This is a genomic window from Streptomyces sp. 351MFTsu5.1 (genome assembly GCF_000383655.1).
GTDB lineage: Bacteria > Actinomycetota > Actinomycetes > Streptomycetales > Streptomycetaceae > Streptomyces > Streptomyces griseorubiginosus.
The window spans coordinates 1-16,955 of record NZ_KB911782.1 but is presented as its reverse complement, the minus strand read 5'-3'; the positions used below and the strand labels follow the sequence as shown (position 1 = coordinate 16,955).

Genomic DNA, 16,955 nt, shown 5'->3' with positions numbered 1-16,955 from the left:
CCACGCAGCGGCACAAAGGAGTTTCGCATGCACAGACCCCCGACATCCGGCGAGAGGCGCACCCGCGCGGGGCGTTCCGTCCTCGCCGCGCTCATGGTCGCCCTGATGGCCGTCCTCGGCCTGGTGACCGCCGGTCCGGCCCAGGCGCTCAGCGGTGACCTGCGGATGCACGACCCGAGCGTCATCAAGGTCGGCAGCTGCTACTACGGCTTCTCCACCGGGTTCGAGAACGACCCGCTCAACCCCAGCGGGTCCATCACGATCCGCAAGACCTGCGGCGGCACCGCGGCCTCCGGCTGGACCAAGGTCGGCAACGTGTGGTCGTCCACCCCGTCCTGGATCACCGCCAAGCTGGGCTCGACCCCGCCCAACATCTGGGCCCCGGACATCAAGTACTTCAACGGCAGCTACCACCTGTACTACGCCGGTTCGCTCTGGGGCTCCAACTACGCGGTGATGGGCGTCGCCACGGCCACGAACATCGAGGGCCCGTGGACCGACCAGGGCATGGTCACGGACGTCAACTACCCGATCGACCCCAACGTCGACTGGGGCCCCGACGGCCGGCTCTACATCTCCTGGGGCTCCTGGACCGGCAGTGGCACCTACATGCACGTTCTGGACCAGACCACCGGCAAGCTTTCCACCACCGACAACAACCTCTGGCACATCGCCGTCGGCATCGAGAACCCGACGATCATCCTCAACGGCGGCTACTACTACCTCTTCGGCTCCAAGGGCCTGTGCTGCAGCGGCGTCAACAGCACCTACTACACGGTGGTCGGCCGCTCCACCAGCATCACCGGCCCCTATCTCGACCAGAACGGCACGGACATGGCCTCGGGCGGCGGCACCACCGTCCTCACCGGCGCCTATCCCAGGGTGGCCGCGGGCGGTGCCGACGCCTACGACGACGGCACGTCCAAGTTCCTCGCCTACCACTACTACGACGGTGACAACTCCGGTCAGGAGACCCTGGACATCCGCCAGGTGACCTTCGCGGGCGGCTGGCCGGTCCTCGCCGCTCCGCTCGGCACCGCGAACAACCACCTGCTCAACCGCAACAGCGGCAAGTGCGCGGACGTGTGGTACCTGAGCACGGCGGACGGGGCCTCGGTGAACTCCGGCAACTGCAACTCCGGTGCCAACCAGCAGTGGGTGCCCACCGCGGTGGGCTCCAACTACGAGCTGGTGAACGTCAACAGCGGCAAGTGCCTCCAGATCTCCGGCGGTTCGACGGCCGACGGGGCGGTGGCCGTCCAGTCGACGTGTACCGGCGCTCCCCAGCAGCTGTGGACGAGGACGGCCGTGATCGGCGGCTACGTCACCTTCGCCAACGTCAACAGCGGCAAGTGCCTGGAAGTCGCCGGGGCGTCCACCTCCAATGGAGCCGCCCTCGACCAGGCGAGCTGCACCGCGGGCGCCAACCAGCAGTGGATGGTGGTCTGACGCCGTAAGGCCCCTTGGCAGCGAGCCCTGTTCTCCCCTGAACGGAGAGCAGGGCTCGCGTGCGTCAGGGAACGACCCGTGTGCCCCCGTCGTCGCCGCGCAGTGAATGGATCATGCTCTTCAGGGCCCCGAACGCGGCCGCCTGCTCGGCTCCGGTCAGCCCGGACAGCATCCTCGCCTCGACGGAGCGCACGGCCGCGCTCGCCTTCTCGAGACTTCGCCGGCCGCTCGGCGTGAGCCGGGTGGGCAGCACCTTCCCCACCGGAGCCTCGGCGGGCCTGGTCACGAAGCCGTCCCGCTCCAGGGCCTGGAGCAGCACGTTCATCGTCTGCCGTGTCACGAACGCGCCCCGCGCGAGCTCCGAGTTCGACAAGCCCGGTCGCTGCGCCAGCAGTTCGAGGCAGGAGTAGTGCGTCACGCTCATCCCGAGCGGCCGCAGCACCTCCTCCATCGCCGTGCGCAGGGCGCTCGACGCTTCCTTGAGCAGATAGCCCAGTGACGTCTCCAGGTCGACGCCGACACCTTCTTGACTCATGTCAGGATTCTGACATAGCTTGCCGCGTGTCAGAAAACTGACACGAAAGAAGGAGTGTCACCATGCCCGCCACCGGCCCCGACTTCATCTCGCTGCAAGTGCGCGACCTCGACGCCTCGCAGGCGTTCTACGAGCGGTACCTCGGCCTCGTCCGCTCGCCGGCAGGGCCTCCGCACGCCGTCGTCTTCGACACGAAGCCGATCGCCTTCGCTCTCCGTGACCTCGTCCCGGGCACCGACCTCGACTCCGTCGGCGGGCCCGGCATCGGCGTGGCCCTCTGGCTGCACGCCACCGACGTCCAGGGCATCCATGACGCGCTCGTCGCCGACGGGCGCGCCATCGTCTCCGCTCCGGTCGACGGCCCCTTCGGCCGCACCTTCACCTTCGCCGACCCCGACGGCTACCAGATCACGCTCCACGACCGCACCTGAGGGACCGGGCGCACGCGGGAGTTCAGCCCTCCCGTGGCCCGCCGCGGTCGGCGCGCTGTCCGCCCCGGGCGAAGAAGTCGGCCAGCGGCAGACTCGCGGCGCCGACCGTCACCGCGTCCGGGCCGAGTTCGCCCAGGTCGATGGAGACCCGCTCGGCGGGATGGCGCAGGGCGTGCGCGTCGGCATACCGGCGTACGGCGGGCAGCAGGCGCGGTCCGACCTGGAGGCCCGCCCAGCCGCCGATGAGGATGCGTTCGGGCTGGAAGAGGTTGATCAGGTCGGACAGTCCGGCGCCGACGTACTCGGCGGTCTCCTCCAGTACGGCGAGCGCCGCCGGGTCGGCTTCTCGGCCCCCCTCGTCCCCGCCGTCCGTGTCCGGGTAGGCGGCCCGCAGCATCGCCGTCAGGGCGCTCTCCTCGTCGACGCCCCGCGGTGGACGTCCCCCTTCCTCCCGCCATCGCTCCAGCATCGACTCGGCGCCCGCGTACGCCTCCAGGCAGCCCCGTGCCCCACAGCGGCAGCGGCGGCCCCTGACCTGGACGGTGAGGTGCCCCCACTCCAGCGGGCGGCCGTACTCCATGTCCTCGGTGACGAGACAGGCGCCGACGCCCGAGCCGAACAGGACCACGACCGCGTTGCGGCAGCCCCGGCCCGCTCCGAACCACAGCTCGGCCTGGCCGAGGGTGCGGGCCCCGTTGTCGATGAAGTACGTGACGGAGTCCGGGAGTTCGCCGCTCGCACGCAGCAGGGCTTCCAGCGGCACGGCGTCCCAGCCGATCGTCTGACCATGGACCACGGCGCCCTGCCCGGGAGTGCGGGCCACGATGCCGGGGACCCCGATCCCGACGCCCAGCAACTGCTCCGGGGTGATGCCGGTCGCGGCTAGGACCTCGGCGACACCGTCACGGATGTGCCCGACGACGACCTCGACGTCGTAGCCGTGATGCTCCAGGGGCCTTTCCGTGCGGGCCAGTTCGGTCAGGGCGAGGTCGAAGAGCTCCACGCGCACGCGGGTCTCGCCGACATCGACGCCGATCATGTGCCCGCCGCCGGGCGCGACGCGCAGCAGGGTGCGGGGGCGGCCGCCGTCGGACTCGACGGTGCCGGCCTCCTCGACCAGGTCGTCCGCGATCAGGTCCGCGACCACGTTGCTGATGGAGCCGGCGCTGAGGCCGGTGGCCGGGGCCAGCGCGAAGCGGCTCATGGGGCCGTCGAAATACAACCGTTGTAGTACGGCGGTGCGGTTGCCCCGTCGCAGGTCGCGCACCGTCCGCCCGTTCCGCACCGCCATGTGAACCCTTCCGGATCGGCCCCGACCTGCAAGATACCCCGGCCCGAGCCCTTGACGCGCGTTTCCTTCGCGTCTTAAATCACGCCATAAATTAACTCCTGGGTGGCGTTCGGGAAGTGAACGCACCCAAGGGTCTCCTCTGGAAGGGACGCCAGATGCGCAGAACCAGGGTCGCGGCCGCCGGAGCCGTCACCGCCTCGCTGCTGACGCTCGTGACCGCCTGCGGCGGCGGATCGTCGACGAGCGACGGGTCCAACGACTCGCCGAAGACCCTCACCTACTGGGCCTCCAACCAGGGCGCCAGCATCGAGGTCGACAAGAAGGTCCTCCAGCCCGAACTCGACAGGTTCCAGAAGCAGACCGGTATCAAGGTCAAGGTGGAGGTCGTCCCCTGGTCCGACCTGCTCAACCGCATCCTCACCGCGACCACCTCGGGGCAGGGCCCCGACGTCCTCAACATCGGCAACACCTGGAGCGCCTCCCTCCAGGCCACCGGCGCCCTGCTGCCCTGGAACGCCAAGAACTACGCCGCGATCGGCGGCAAGGACCGTTTCGTCGACTCCGCGCTCGGCTCCACCGGCGCCCAGGGCCAGGACCCGGCCGCCGTCCCGCTCTACTCCATGGCCTACGCCCTCTACTACAACAAGCAGCTCTTCGCCGACGCCGGCATCAGCAAGCCCCCGGCCACCTGGGACGAGCTGATCGCCGACGGCAAGAAGATCCAGGCCAAGGGCAAGTCCGCGCTCGGCGCCGAGGGCGCGAACCTGTCGGAGAACATCCACCACGTCTTCGTCTTCGCCCAGCAGCACGGCGGCGCGTTCTTCACCCCCGACGGCAAGCCCGACTTCACCAACGACAAGGTCGTGGCCGCGGTCAAGCAGTACGTCGACCTCATGGCCAAGGACAAGGTCATCCCGACCGGCGACGCCGAGTACGCCCAGAACCAGTCCGTGAGCGACTTCGCCAAGGGCAACCAGGCCATGCTGCTGTGGCAGTCCGCCTCCGCCAACCTCGAGTCCCAGGGCATGAGCGCGGACAAGTACGGCATCGCACCGGTGCCCGTGCAGTCCGGCACGCCCGGCACCGGCACCCAGGTCAACTCGGCCGTCATGGGCATCAACCTGGCCGTCTTCAAGAACACCGACAACATCGACGGCGCCAAGAAGTTCGTGAAGTTCATGACCAGCGACGCCGAGCAGAAGATCCTCAACACCGCCTACAGCTCCATCCCGCCGGTCAAGACCGTGCAGTCGGACGCCACCTTCAGCTCGGGCGCCAACAAGGTCCTCAAGGACACCCTCGCCACCAGCGCCGCCGCGCTGCCGCAGGTCGCCGACGAGTCACAGTTCGAGACCGCCGTGGGAACCGCCGTCAAGGACCTGTTCGCCGACGCGGCCGCCGGGCGCGCGGTCACCACCGACTCGGTGAAGGCGGCGCTGGAGAAGGCCCAGCAGCAGATGCCGACGAAGTGAGCACGATGACCACCACCGCTCCCGTGGAGCAGTCCGTGGGCAAGACCCCTTCCGGGGCGGCGCATCCTCATCCCCGCCGCCGCCCCGGAAGGATCCGCCGCATCGGACTGCCCTACCTGCTCCTGCTGCCCGCCCTGCTCCTGGAACTCCTGGTCCACCTGGTGCCGATGGTCATCGGCACGGTGATGAGCTTCAAGGAGCTCACCCAGTTCTACATCCGCGACTGGGGCGCCGCGCCCTGGTCAGGGCTCGACAACTACAAGGTGTCGGTGGACTTCGACGCCCCCGTCGGCGAGGCCCTGCTGCACTCGTTCCTCGTCACCGTCGCCTTCACGCTGCTGTCGGTCGGCCTGTGCTGGCTGATCGGCACGGCGGCGGCCGTCTTCATGCAGGACACCTTCCGCGGCCGGGGCCTGCTGCGCGCCCTGTTCCTGGTGCCGTACGCGCTGCCGGTCTACGCGGCCGTCATCACCTGGGTGTTCATGTTCCAGCACGACAACGGCCTGGTGAACCACGTCCTGCACGACCAGCTGCACCTCACCGGCAAGCCGTCGTTCTGGCTCATCGGCGACAACAGCTTCTGGGCGCTGCTGACGGTGTCGGTGTGGAAGGGCTGGCCGTTCGCCTTCCTCATCGTGATGGCCGGACTCCAGAACATCCCCGGTGAGCTGTACGAGGCGGCGGCGCTGGACGGGGCCGGCCTGTGGCAGCAGATCCGCCGCATCACCCTGCCGTCCCTGCGCCCGGTCAACCAGGTCCTGCTCCTGGTGCTGTTCCTGTGGACCTTCAACGACTTCAACACGCCGTACGTCCTGTTCGGCAGGTCGGCCCCGGAGGCCGCGGACCTCATCTCGGTCCACATCTACCAAGCCTCCTTCGTCACCTGGAACTTCGGCACCGGCTCGGCCATGTCGGTCCTCCTGCTGCTGTTCCTGCTCGTGGTGACCGGCGTGTACCTCCTGCTGACCACCCGGGGAAGGAAGCCGGCCGATGTCTAGCCCCAACTCGCCCATGGCGCCGCCGCGTTCGTTCCTGTGGTCCCGGCGGATCTTCCTCACCCTGCTCACCGGCTTCGTGCTGCTGCCGGTGTACGTCATGGTCTCCAGCTCGCTGAAGCCGCTCGCGGACGTCACCGGGCAGTTCCACTGGCTGCCGAGCGAGTTGACCATCCGGCCGTACATCGACATCTGGTCGACGATCCCGCTCGCCCGCTACTTCGTGAACTCCCTGATCGTGGCGGGCGCGGCGACCGTCTGCTCGGTCGTCATCGCGGTCTTCGCCGCCTACGCGGTGAGCCGCTACGACTTCCGGGGCAAGCGCGTCTTCACGGTCACCGTGCTGTCCACGCAGATGTTCCCTGGCATCCTCTTCCTGCTGCCGCTGTTCCTGATCTACGTCAACATCGGCAACGCCACCGGGATCGCCCTGTTCGGCTCGCGCGGCGGACTGATCCTGACGTACCTCACCTTCTCGCTCCCGTTCTCCATCTGGATGCTGATCGGATACCTCGACTCGGTGCCGCGCGACCTGGACGAGGCGGCCCTGGTCGACGGCTGCGGGCCGCTCGGGGCGCTCTTCCGGGTCGTCGTGCCCGCCGCGATCCCCGGGATCGTCGCGGTCGCCGTCTACGCCTTCATGACCGCGTGGGGAGAAGTGCTCTTCGCCTCCGTCATGACCAACGACACGACCCGCACCCTCGCCGTCGGCCTCCAGGGCTACTCCACGCTCAACAACGTCTACTGGAACCAGATCATGGCCGCCTCGCTGGTCGTCAGCGTCCCCGTGGTCGCCGGGTTCCTCCTGCTCCAGCGCTATCTCGTCGCCGGGCTGACGGCGGGCGCCGTCAAGTGACCCACCCCGAAAGGACTTTCGTGACCATCGACCTCGCCGCACTCCCGCGCGACTTCCTGTGGGGCACGGCCACGGCCGCCTACCAGATCGAGGGAGCCGTCACCGAGGACGGCCGCTCACCCTCGATCTGGGACACCTTCTCGCACACGCCGGGCAAGGTCGCGGGCGGCGACACCGGCGACGTCGCCTGCGACCACTACCACCGCTGGCGCGAGGACATCGACCTCATGCGCCGACTCGGCACCAACGCCTACCGGTTGTCCGTCGCCTGGCCGCGCGTCGTGCCCGGCGGCGACGGCCCGGTCAACGCCAAGGGCCTCGACTTCTACGACGAGTTGATCGACGGCCTCCTCGCCGCCGGCATCACCCCGTCCGTCACCCTCTACCACTGGGACCTGCCCCAGGTCCTCCAGGACCGCGGCGGCTGGCCCTCCCGCGACACCGCCGAGCACTTCGCCGCGTACGCCTCGGTCGTGGCCGCACGACTGGGCGACCGGGTGAACCACTGGACCACGCTCAACGAGCCCCTGTGCTCGGCGTGGATCGGCCACCTGGAGGGCAAGATGGCCCCCGGCCTGACCGACCTCACCGCCGCGGTCCGCGCCTCCTACCACCTGCTCCTCGGCCACGGCCTGGCCACCCGGGCGATCCGCGCGGCGGCCCCCGGCGCCCAGGTCGGCATCGTCAACAACCTCTCGACGATCCACCCCGCCACCGACCGGCCCGAGGACGTCGAGGCCGCCCGCCGCATGGACGGCCACACCAACCGCTGGTGGCTCGACCCGATCCACGGCCGCGGCTTCCCCGACGACATGCGCGAGGTCTACGGCGTCGAACTCCCGGAGCAGCCGGGCGACTCGGCGACGATCGCCCAGCCCCTGGACTGGCTGGGCCTGAACTACTACATGCCGGTTACCGTTGCCGACGACCCCACCGGCCCGGCACCCCGGGCCCGCGAGATCGCCCGCCCGGGTGTCCCGCGCACCGGCATGGGCTGGGAGATCGACGCGAGCGGCATCGAGACCCTGCTGCTCCGCCTGACGCACGAGTACGGCGCCCGCAGGCTGTACGTCACCGAGAACGGCTCCGCCTACCCCGACGTCGTACGCCCCGACGGCACGGTCGACGACCCGCAGCGCCAGGAGTACCTGATCGACCACCTCGCCGCCTGCGCCTCCGCCGCCCGCAAGGGAGCCCCGCTGGCCGGGTACTTCGCCTGGTCCCTGCTGGACAACTTCGAGTGGGCGTACGGCTACGACAAGCGGTTCGGGCTCGTCCACGTCGACTACCGGACCCAGAAGCGCACCATCAAGGGGACCGGTCACCGGTACGCCGACGTCATCCGCGCGCACGCGGAGAGCGGACGCAGGGCCGCCTGACCTCGCCCCAGCGTCGATGTAACGGCTGCTACATTCACGCGTGTGACGACTGTCGACAGCGCGGGCCGCTGGCTCGTGCTCGTGATCAAGCTGGACGCGGAGCCCTCCCGGCACCGCGTGGCGGTCTGGCGCGAGCTGCGGAAGATCGGTGCGCTCTCGCTCGGCCAGGGCATCTGGGCCGTACCGGACGTGCCGGTCTTCGGCGACGGCATCGAGCGGGCGCTCGCGCTGACCGAGAAGGCCGGCGGACAGGCGATGACGCTCACCGCGTCGGGGCGCGGGCCACAGGACGCGGCCCGGCTCCGCGAGCTGTTCGGCGCGGCCCGGTCGGCCGACTGGGCGGAGTTCCTGGCGGACTGCGGCAAGTTCGAGGAGGAGCTGGCCAAGGAGATCCGCATCGCCAAGTTCACCCTCGCCGAACTGGAGGAAGAGGAGCAGTCGCTGGAACGGCTGCGACGCTGGCACCGCGACCTGACCGCCCGGGACGTCTTCGGTACCCCGGAGGCGGCCCGGGCCGGCGAACGTCTCAGGCAGTGCACGGCCGCCTGCGAGGACTACGCGGAGCGGGTCTTCGCGGCCCTCCACGAGACCCCGTCCGACCAGCGATGAACTCCACGGAGGCACCCCGGCAGGCGGCCCCGGCCCGCGCGATGTGGCCCCTCTACGCGGCAGGCTTCACCACCGCCTTCGGCGCCCACGGCATCGCCGCGAACCTCGGCGGCTTCTCCGACGACGCCGTCACCTCGCTCCTCGTGCTGGGCGGCCTCCTCGCCCTGTACGACGGCGCCGAGGTCGTCCTGAAGCCGCTGTTCGGCTCCCTCGCCGACCGGATCGGCGCCCGCCCGGTGCTGCTCGGCGGCCTCGTCGCCTTCGCCGCCGCCTCCGCGCTGTACGTCGTCGCGGACAGCCCGGGCCGGCTCTGGGCGGCCCGCCTCGGCCAGGGTGCCGCGGCCTCGGCCTTCTCCCCGTCCGCCTCCGCCCTGGTGGCCCGCCTCAACCCGACCGCCGGGCACGGCCGCGCCTTCGGCAGCTACGGGTTCTGCAAGTCCGTCGGTTACACCCTCGGCCCGCTGCTCGGCGGGGTCCTGGTGTGGGCCGGGGGACTGCGGCTGCTGTTCGCGGTGCTGGCGGTGCTGGGCGCGGCCGTGGCCGTCTGGGCCGCCGTCGCGGTACCCGTCGTACCCCCGCTGCCCAAGGCCCGGCAGACCGTGCTGGATCTGGCGCGGCGCCTCGCGGACCCCGTCTTCCTCGCCCCGACCGCTGCCCTGGCCGGGGCGACCGCCGCCCTGTCCGTCGGCGTCGGCTTCCTGCCCGTCTCGGGCCGGGCCGCGGGCCTCGGCACGGTCGCCACCGGTGCCGCCGTGTCCGTGCTCGCCGCCTGCGCGGCCGTCGTCCAGCCCAGGGCCGGGCGCGCGCTCGACGAGGGGCGCCTGACGGCCCGCTCCGGCCTGCTCGCGGGTCTCCTCGTCACCGCGGCCGGCCTGGCCTGCGCGAGGCTGCCGGGCCTGGCAGGCGTCCTGTGCGCGGCCGCCCTGATCGGCGCCGGAACCGGACTGATCACCCCGCTCGGCTTCGCCACGCTGGCCTCGTCGACCCCGCCGGAGCGGCTGGGCCAGACCATGGGTTCCGCCGAACTCGGCCGCGAACTCGGCGACGCGGGCGGCCCGTTGCTCGTCGCCGCCGTCGCAACGGCCACGACCCTCACCTACGGCTACGCGGTCCTGGCCGTGCTGCTCGCGGTTGGGCCCCTTGTCCTGCTCGTGCACCGCCCCGGGAAGCGGTGAGCCCCGGCGTGGCCTGATTCGCACGGCTCCGGGTATCTGACGGCACTGACGGCGGTGGTCGCGGGGGAGTGGTCCCCGGGCCCCGCAGCGGTACCAGCTCCGGCGAGGACGGCTCGGCGGGGCGGCGATAGGGTGTTCGTACGAATGATCGAAGCGGGTGGTCGTGGTGGAGTGGCGGGAATTCGCCGAGTCGATGGCCCAGCTCGCCCGGAACCTGCTGGCGCAGGACTCGGTGCAGGGCACACTGGACGAGATCGCGGCCTCGGCGGTGAGACTGGTGGACGGCTGCGACGCGGCCGGGATCCTCGCACTGCGCAAGGGCCGGGCGGTCACGCTGTCCTCCTGCGGGGACGTCGTCGAGGCGTCCGACCGGCTCCAGGGTGAGCTGGCCGAGGGGCCCTGCTTCGATCTCGCGCAGCGCCCGGACGGTGAGCGGGTGTACCGGATCGCGGACCTGCGTGAACCCCAGCCGAGCTGGCCCCGGTTCGCCGTGGCCGCGCGGGAGCTGGGCATCGGCAGCATGACCGGAGTGCTGCTCTACACCCACGACGAGGACTTCGGCGCGCTGAACCTCTACTCCCGCCGCCCCGGAGCCTTCGGCAAGGACATCGAGACCGCCGGCTGGCTGCTCGCCTCGCACGCCGCCGTGGCCGTGGCCGATGCGCGCACCATCGACCAGCTCGAGGACGCCATGAAGTCCCGGCACGCCATCGGCGAAGCCATGGGCATCCTGATGGAGCGGCATGGGCTGAGCGAGGACGACGCGTTCAACGTGCTGCGTCGTATCTCCCAGCACCACAACATCAAGCTGCGCGACGTGGCCCAGCGGGTGCGGAAGGACCGGCCGGACCAGACCTGACCCCCCCTGTTGAACATGTTCAAAAACGGCGGTTAGGCTGTGGCGAGCCACGCTGAGGGGGATCTCATGAAGTTTGTGCTGCCCGGCGGCACCGGACAGGTGGGCACGGTCCTCGACCGCGCCCTGACGGCCGCCGGCCACGAGGTCACGGTGCTGACCCGACGACCCACCCGCCCGCACCACCTCGCCTGGGACGGCGTCACCCTCGGCCGCTGGGCCGAGGCGATCGACGGCAGCGATGTCGTGATCAACCTGGCCGGGCGCAGCGTGTCCTGCCGCTACACCGCCGAGAACCTGCGGGCCATGATGGACTCCCGGGTGGACTCGGCACGTGTGGTCGGCGAGGCCGTCGCCGCGGCCGCACGGCCGCCGCGGGTGTGGTTGCAGATGAGCACGGCGACGATCTACGCCCACCGCTTCGACGCCGCCCAGGACGAGACCACCGGCGTGATCGGCGGCTCCGAGTCCGGGGTGCCGGACTACTGGGCCCACAGCGTGGAGATCGCGAAGAACTGGGAGCGGGCGCAGACCGAGGCGCCGACACCCGCGACCCGCAAGCTCGCCCTGCGCGCGGCGATGGTCATGAGCCCCGACCGCGGTGGTGTGTTCGACGTCCTGTCGCGACTGGTCCGGCTCGGACTCGGCGGCCCGGTGGCCGGCGGCGCGCAGTACGTCTCCTGGATCCACGCCGAGGACTTCGTCCGCGCGGTGGACTTCCTGATCGCCCGCGAGGACCTCTCGGGACCGGTGAACCTCGCCTCGCCCGGCCCGCTGCCGCACCGCGACTTCATGCGGGCGCTCCGCTCGGCCTGGGGCGTCCCGGCAGGGCTGCCCGCGACCCGCTGGATGGCCGAACTGGGCGCGTTCGCACTGCGCTCGGACACCGAACTGCTCCTCAAGAGCCGCCGGGTGACACCGGGCCGACTGCGGGCGGCGGGCTTCACCTTCGAACACCCGGAGTGGGACACGGCCGCGAAGGATCTCGTACGGCGATCCAGGCCGACCCGCGCCACTGGCAACCGGCCCCGCACCGCGACCAGCCGCACCGCTTAGCCGACCGCCCCGAGTGGTCGGCCGCGTGGCGCGATCGGCCCCCGGACCGGGACCGCTGAACGGCACGGCGACCGGGAGTCGACTGTCGGGCCGATGGCCGCCGACGGCACGGCGACCTTGGCCGGGGCAGGGACGGCCGCCGAACCGGACCCCGATCCGAAGCCGCCGGTCGGCCGGGCCGACCTGGACCGAACGGGTGCCCGGCGGCCCGGCTCAGCCCTTTCGGGCCCCGGCATGCCCGGCGGGCCGGGCCCGGCTTTCGGCGGCTCGGCGTCGGCGACCTGGGGGCAGGCCTCCAGCGTCCCGGGACGTCCGGCATGCCCGGGCCGGCTTTCCCTGCCTCGGCACCGGCGACCCGGCGGAGTGGCCCCCCCAGCACCCCCAGCACCCCCGGGACCCCAGGACTCCCGACGGGCCGGTTTCAGGACCCCAGCGCCCCCAGTACCACCGACCTGGCCTCCTCCTGCACCTGGCGCAGATGGTCCGGGCCGAGGAAGGACTCGCCGTAGATCTTGTAGACGTCCTCCGTGCCCGAGGGACGGGCCGCGAACCAGGCGTTGGCGGTGGCGACCTTGATGCCGCCGAGGGCGGCGCCGTTGCCCGGAGCCTCCGTGAGGACCGTGGTCACCGGCTCCCCGGCGAGGGTGTCGGCGGTGACCTGTCGCGGGGACAGCTTGGCCAGCAGGGCCTTCTCCTCACGGGAGGCCGGGGCGTCCACGCGCGCGTACGCGGGCGCGCCGAAGCGGTCGGTGAGCCCGGCGTAGTGCTGCGAGGGGGTCTTCCCGGTCACCGCCGTGATCTCGGAGGCGAGCAGCGCCAGGATGATGCCGTCCTTGTCGGTGGTCCACACCGAGCCGTCCCGGCGCAGGAAGGACGCACCGGCCGACTCCTCACCGCCGAAGCCGAGGGTGCCGTCCGACAGACCGTCCACGAACCACTTGAACCCGACGGGGACTTCGACCAGCGGCCGGCCGACGTCCGCCGCGACCCGGTCGATCATGCTCGACGACACCAGCGTCTTGCCGATCCCGGCGCCCGCGGGCCACTGCTCCCGGTGCGAGAACAGGTAGGAGATGGCCACGGCCAGATAGTGGTTGGGGTTCATCAGACCCGCGTCCGGTGTCACGATGCCGTGCCGGTCGGCGTCCGCGTCGTTGCCGGTGGCGATGTCGAAGCGGTCGCGCTGCTCGATCAGCGAGGCCATGGCGTACGGCGACGAGCAGTCCATGCGGATCTTGCCGTCCCAGTCCAGCGTCATGAACCGCCAGGTGGGATCCGTGAGCGGGTTCACCACCGTGAGGTCGAGCCGGTGCTGTTCGGCGATCCGGCCCCAGTAGGCCACCGAAGCGCCGCCCAGCGGATCGGCGCCGACGCGCACCCCGGCGGACCGGATCGCCTCCAGGTCCAGCACGGCCGGCAGATCGGCCACATAGGTGCCGAGGAAGTCGTAGCGGCCGGTGCCGGGCGCGGCGAGGGCACGGCTGTAGGGGATACGCCGTACGTCCTTCAGACCGCCGGTGATGATCTCGTTGGCGCGGTCCTGGATCCAGGAGGTCGCCTCCGAACCGGCCGGACCGCCGCTGGGCGGGTTGTACTTGAAACCGCCGTCGGCGGGCGCGTTGTGCGAGGGCGTGACCACCACCCCGTCCGCGAGCCCGGAGGTGCGCGAGCGGTTGTGGGTCAGGATGGCGTGCGACACCGCCGGGGTGGGCGTGTAGCCGTCGGCCTCGTCGATGAGCACGGTCACGTCGTTGGCCGCGAAGACCTCCAGCGCCGTGATCCGCGCCGGCTCCGACAGGGCGTGCGTGTCGGCGCCGAGGAAGAGTGGACCATCGGTGCCCTGGGCGGCCCGGTACTCGCAGATGGCCTGACTGGTGGCCGCGATGTGGTCCTCGTTGAACGCCACCGCGAAGGACGAACCGCGGTGCCCCGAGGTGCCGAACGCCACCCGCTGCCCCGGCTCCGCCGGGTCCGGGTGCAGTGCGTAGTACGCCGTGACCAGACGGGCCACATCGATGAGGTCCTCGGGTCCGGCGACCTGTCCCGCTCGCGCGTTCTGCATTTACCCGCTCCTCCGCAAGGGTCGACCGTTGGGTACGGCCCTCATTCTCCCCTGCCGGGCCCGTCGGGGCGCCCCCGGCCTCAGGGGCCGATCAGGCACCGACGGACCCGGTCCGGGGAGAGAGGAGCCGTCGCGACCTCCCCAGGTGTGACGGCCCCTCCCCGGTAGGCATGACCCTGTTACCCCGAAGATCCGCACTCATGCCCGGTCGGAACGCACCACTTCACGGCCGGTTGCGCGGCTCGCGGACGACCGCCACACCCCCTGGCGGGACGGTGACCCAACCGCTGACGTCCTTGCCCGTGAGCAGCTCGACGCCCTCGGCCGGGATCTCGGCGCCGCTCCCGGCGTGGTCGATCAGGAACAGGTACTCGGCGTCGGCGCCGGTGCGCCGGACCGCCTCCACACCGGCCGGCACACCGGCCAGCACCGGCTGCACCCCGGCCTCCCCGCAGATGCGGGCGAGCAGGGCGGCGAAGGTCGCGGGGTCGGGCCGCGTGGCCAGGTACCAGGCGACGCCCTCGCCGTAGGGGTGCCGGGTGACCGCCGGGACCCCGGCCAGGGGGCCCGAGGTGTACGACGTGACGGTCTCCGCTCCGGCGAGCGCGACCCGCTCCGACCACAGGGACGCCGTGCCGCCGTCGCTGAGGCTGAGGGACTCGCCGGGCAGCAGCGGGAAGAGCTCGTCCGTGCGCACCCCGAGGGCCTCCCGGAAGGCGCCCGGATAACCACCCAGCCGCACATGGCAGTTGGCGTCCACGGCACCGCTGTGGAAACCGACGGCCAGGGTGCCGCCGCGCTCGGCGAAGCCGGTCAGGTTGGCCGCGCCCGCGTCGTCGACCAGGTAGAGACTCGGCGCGAGCACGAGACGGTACCCGGACAGGTCGGCGTCGGGGCGTACGAAGTCCACGGCCACACCGGCCTGCCACAGCGGCCGGTACCAGTCCCGCACCAGATCGACGAAGCGCAGTTCGCCGCTGGGCTGGGACTCCGCCTCGACGGCCCAGTGCGCGTTCCAGTCCCACACCACCGCGACCCGGGCCTCCGTCGTGCTGCCCCGCACCTCGGCCAAGGCGCCCAGATCAGAGCCGAGTCGGACCACGTCCCGCCAGATCTGGCTGTCGGTGCCGGCGTGCGGCAGCATCGCCGAGTGCCACTGCTCGGCGCCCGCCTTGGCGGCCCGCCACTGGAAGTAGGCGATGCCGTCGGCGCCCCGGGCGACATGGGCGAGTGCGTTGCGGCGCAACTCCCCTGCTGTCTTGGCCCTGTTGACGGGCTGCCAGTTCACGGCGCCCGTCGAGTGCTCCATCAGCAGCCACGGGCCGCCGGACAGCGAGCGGACCAGGTCACCGCTGAGCGCGATGTCGACCTCCGACTCGGGGTCGGTCGAGCGCAGGTAGTGGTCGTTGGAGACGATGTCCAACTCCGGTGCCCAGCGCCAGTAGTCCAGCGCCTCGAAGGAGAAGTTCACCATGAAGTTGGTGGTGGCGGGGATCTGCGGAGCCAGCTCGCGCAGCAGGTCCCGTTCCGCCGTGTACAGCGACAGCAGTTCGTCGGAGCAGAAGCGCCGCCAGTCGAGTCGGTGGGTGGGGTTGGGGACGGCTCCGGTGGTGCGGGGCGGGATGATCTCGTCCCAGTCGTAGTACCACTGGCTCCAGAAGGTGGTGCCCCAGGCGTCGTTGAGGGCGTCCAGGTCGCCGTAGCGCTCCCGCAGCCAGCGGCGGAAGGCCTGGGCCGAGGTGTCGCAGTAGCACTCCGCGTTGTGGCAGCCGTACTCGTTGTGGATGTGCCACATGACCACGGCCGGGTGGTCGCCGTAGCGCTCGCCGAGCGCGCGGGCGGTCCGCAAAGCCGCCTCACGGTAGGCGGGGCTGGAGGGGCAGAAGGTCTGACGGCTGCCGTACGACAGCTGCCGGCCGTCCCGGTCGACGGGCAGGGCCTGGGGGTGCCTGCGGAAGAACCAGGCGGGCGGGGCGGCCGTCGGGGTCGCGAGGTCCGCGGCGATGCCGTGGTCGTGCAGCAGGGCGAGGATCCGGTCCAGGCGCGAGAAGTCGAACTCACCCTCCCGGGGCTCCAGCAGCGCCCAGGAGAAGATGTTGACGCTGACCATGTTCACGCCCGCCTCACGCATGAGACGGACGTCTTCGGCCCAGACCTCCTCGGGCCACTGCTCGGGGTTGTAGTCGCCGCCGTAGGCGATACCGGGAAGGCGAAGACCGCGTGCGGTAGTCAATGCAGGAGTCGCTTTCGAACGGGGTGGTGGTCAGCCCTTGTTGGCGCCGAGGGTCAGTCCGCTGACGAACTGGCGTTGGAGGACGAAGTAGACGATGAGGGTGGGGATGGCGGTGAGGAGGGCTCCGGCGGCGACGAGGTTGGGGTCGGTGAAGTACTGGCCGGAGAGGTTGTTCAGGGCGGAGGTGATGGGCATGTTCTCGCCGGTGGAGATCAGCACGATCGCCCAGAAGAAGTCGTTGTAGATCCAGATGGAGAGCAGGGTGCCCAGGGCGGCCATCGCGGGTTTGCACAGGGGCAGGACGATCTGCCAGTACATCCGCCAGACCGAGGCGCCGTCGACGAGGGCGGCTTCGGTGAGTTCGTGGGGCAGCATGCGCATGTAGTTGGACAGGACGAAGGCGCAGAAGCCGGACTGGAAGGCGATGTGGATGAGGACCAGGCCGAGGGCGGAGTCGTAGAGCTTGCCGGACATGGTGATGCCGGGCAGGTCGATGAGGAGGTAGAGGCGGTACAGAGGGGTGATGATGACCTGTTGGGGCAGCAGGTTGCCGGCG

Annotated in this window: 15 protein-coding genes; 10 read left to right on the top strand and 5 right to left on the bottom strand. The window is 71.0% G+C overall.

Features of this window, described 5'->3' with window-relative positions:
- The first annotated feature begins 27 nt into the window (after positions 1-27).
- Positions 28-1,449 (top strand): family 43 glycosylhydrolase, encoded by a 1,422-nt coding sequence (locus H295_RS0119065; protein ID WP_020136936.1) that lies wholly within the window; start codon positions 28-30, stop codon positions 1,447-1,449.
- A 64-nt stretch (positions 1,450-1,513) separates the two neighbouring features.
- Here the strand turns inward: H295_RS0119065 and H295_RS0119060 are convergent, their stop codons facing one another.
- Positions 1,514-1,984, bottom strand: a complete 471-nt coding sequence (locus tag H295_RS0119060) for a MarR family winged helix-turn-helix transcriptional regulator (protein ID WP_020136935.1) — start codon at positions 1,982-1,984, stop codon at positions 1,514-1,516.
- 62 nt (positions 1,985-2,046) lie between these two features.
- Here H295_RS0119060 and H295_RS0119055 point away from each other — a divergent pair, with 62 nt between their 5' ends.
- Complete coding sequence (locus tag H295_RS0119055; protein ID WP_020136934.1) at positions 2,047-2,415, top strand: VOC family protein; 369 nt, start codon at positions 2,047-2,049, stop codon at positions 2,413-2,415.
- Between the two features lie 22 nt (positions 2,416-2,437).
- Here H295_RS0119055 and H295_RS0119050 read toward each other — a convergent pair whose 3' ends face one another.
- Entirely contained in the window at positions 2,438-3,706 is a 1,269-nt protein-coding gene (locus H295_RS0119050; RefSeq protein WP_020136933.1) for an ROK family protein, read from the bottom strand.
- Positions 3,707-3,861: 155 nt separating this feature from the next.
- On the opposite strand from H295_RS0119050, the gene H295_RS0119045 reads away from it, so the two are divergent.
- The 8 genes from H295_RS0119045 (at position 3,862) to H295_RS0119010 (ending at position 12,104) form a co-directional block, all read left to right on the top strand.
- Positions 3,862-5,178 (top strand): ABC transporter substrate-binding protein, encoded by a 1,317-nt coding sequence (locus H295_RS0119045; protein WP_020136932.1) that lies wholly within the window; start codon positions 3,862-3,864, stop codon positions 5,176-5,178.
- Positions 5,179-5,183: 5 nt separating this feature from the next.
- Positions 5,184-6,176 (top strand): carbohydrate ABC transporter permease, encoded by a 993-nt coding sequence (locus tag H295_RS0119040; RefSeq protein ID WP_028809514.1) that lies wholly within the window; start codon positions 5,184-5,186, stop codon positions 6,174-6,176.
- Positions 6,177-6,189: 13 nt separating this feature from the next.
- Positions 6,190-7,029 (top strand): carbohydrate ABC transporter permease, encoded by an 840-nt coding sequence (locus H295_RS0119035; RefSeq protein WP_020136930.1) that lies wholly within the window; start codon positions 6,190-6,192, stop codon positions 7,027-7,029.
- A 20-nt stretch (positions 7,030-7,049) separates the two neighbouring features.
- The gene (locus H295_RS0119030) at positions 7,050-8,408 is read left to right on the top strand and encodes a GH1 family beta-glucosidase (RefSeq protein ID WP_020136929.1); all 1,359 of its coding nucleotides are present in this window, start codon (positions 7,050-7,052) and stop codon (positions 8,406-8,408) included.
- Between the two features lie 42 nt (positions 8,409-8,450).
- On the top strand, positions 8,451-9,017 hold the full coding sequence (locus tag H295_RS0119025; RefSeq protein WP_020136928.1) for a Chromate resistance protein ChrB: 567 nt from the start codon (positions 8,451-8,453) through the stop codon (positions 9,015-9,017).
- Positions 9,014-10,192, top strand: a complete 1,179-nt coding sequence (locus H295_RS0119020; protein ID WP_020136927.1) for an MFS transporter — start codon at positions 9,014-9,016, stop codon at positions 10,190-10,192. Before H295_RS0119025 ends, H295_RS0119020 begins: the two co-directional genes overlap by 4 nt.
- A gap of 166 nt (positions 10,193-10,358) precedes the next feature.
- Positions 10,359-11,051 carry a GAF and ANTAR domain-containing protein gene (locus tag H295_RS0119015; protein ID WP_043217662.1) on the top strand — a complete coding sequence of 231 codons (693 nt, stop codon included), beginning with the start codon at positions 10,359-10,361 and terminating at the stop codon, positions 11,049-11,051.
- A 66-nt stretch (positions 11,052-11,117) separates the two neighbouring features.
- Entirely contained in the window at positions 11,118-12,104 is a 987-nt protein-coding gene (locus H295_RS0119010) for a TIGR01777 family oxidoreductase (protein ID WP_043217641.1), read from the top strand.
- A 421-nt stretch (positions 12,105-12,525) separates the two neighbouring features.
- Here H295_RS0119010 and pgm read toward each other — a convergent pair whose 3' ends face one another.
- The 3 genes from pgm to H295_RS0118995 form a co-directional block, all read right to left on the bottom strand.
- A complete protein-coding gene (gene pgm / locus H295_RS0119005) occupies positions 12,526-14,166 on the bottom strand; it encodes a phosphoglucomutase (alpha-D-glucose-1,6-bisphosphate-dependent) (protein WP_020136924.1) in 1,641 nt (546 codons plus the stop codon).
- 223 nt (positions 14,167-14,389) lie between these two features.
- The gene (locus H295_RS0119000; RefSeq protein ID WP_028809513.1) at positions 14,390-16,399 is read right to left on the bottom strand and encodes a beta-galactosidase; all 2,010 of its coding nucleotides are present in this window, start codon (positions 16,397-16,399) and stop codon (positions 14,390-14,392) included.
- A gap of 30 nt (positions 16,400-16,429) precedes the next feature.
- Positions 16,430-16,955: carbohydrate ABC transporter permease (locus H295_RS0118995; RefSeq protein WP_020136922.1), on the bottom strand; the 526-nt coding region annotated here is incomplete at its 5' end.

Excerpts from the sequence above, each read along its gene's own strand:
- H295_RS0119065 (WP_020136936.1), top strand. The coding sequence starts at position 28 with ATGCACAGACCCCCGACATCCGGCGAGAGGCGCACCCGCGCGGGGCGT.
- H295_RS0119060 (WP_020136935.1), bottom strand. The coding sequence starts at position 1,984 with ATGAGTCAAGAAGGTGTCGGCGTCGACCTGGAGACGTCACTGGGCTAT.
- H295_RS0119055 (WP_020136934.1), top strand. The coding sequence starts at position 2,047 with ATGCCCGCCACCGGCCCCGACTTCATCTCGCTGCAAGTGCGCGACCTC.
- H295_RS0119050 (WP_020136933.1), bottom strand. The coding sequence starts at position 3,706 with ATGGCGGTGCGGAACGGGCGGACGGTGCGCGACCTGCGACGGGGCAAC.
- H295_RS0119045 (WP_020136932.1), top strand. The coding sequence starts at position 3,862 with ATGCGCAGAACCAGGGTCGCGGCCGCCGGAGCCGTCACCGCCTCGCTG.
- H295_RS0119040 (WP_028809514.1), top strand. The coding sequence starts at position 5,184 with ATGACCACCACCGCTCCCGTGGAGCAGTCCGTGGGCAAGACCCCTTCC.
- H295_RS0119035 (WP_020136930.1), top strand. The coding sequence starts at position 6,190 with ATGGCGCCGCCGCGTTCGTTCCTGTGGTCCCGGCGGATCTTCCTCACC.
- H295_RS0119020 (WP_020136927.1), top strand. The coding sequence starts at position 9,014 with ATGAACTCCACGGAGGCACCCCGGCAGGCGGCCCCGGCCCGCGCGATG.
- H295_RS0119010 (WP_043217641.1), top strand. The coding sequence starts at position 11,118 with ATGAAGTTTGTGCTGCCCGGCGGCACCGGACAGGTGGGCACGGTCCTC.
- pgm (WP_020136924.1), bottom strand. The coding sequence starts at position 14,166 with ATGCAGAACGCGCGAGCGGGACAGGTCGCCGGACCCGAGGACCTCATC.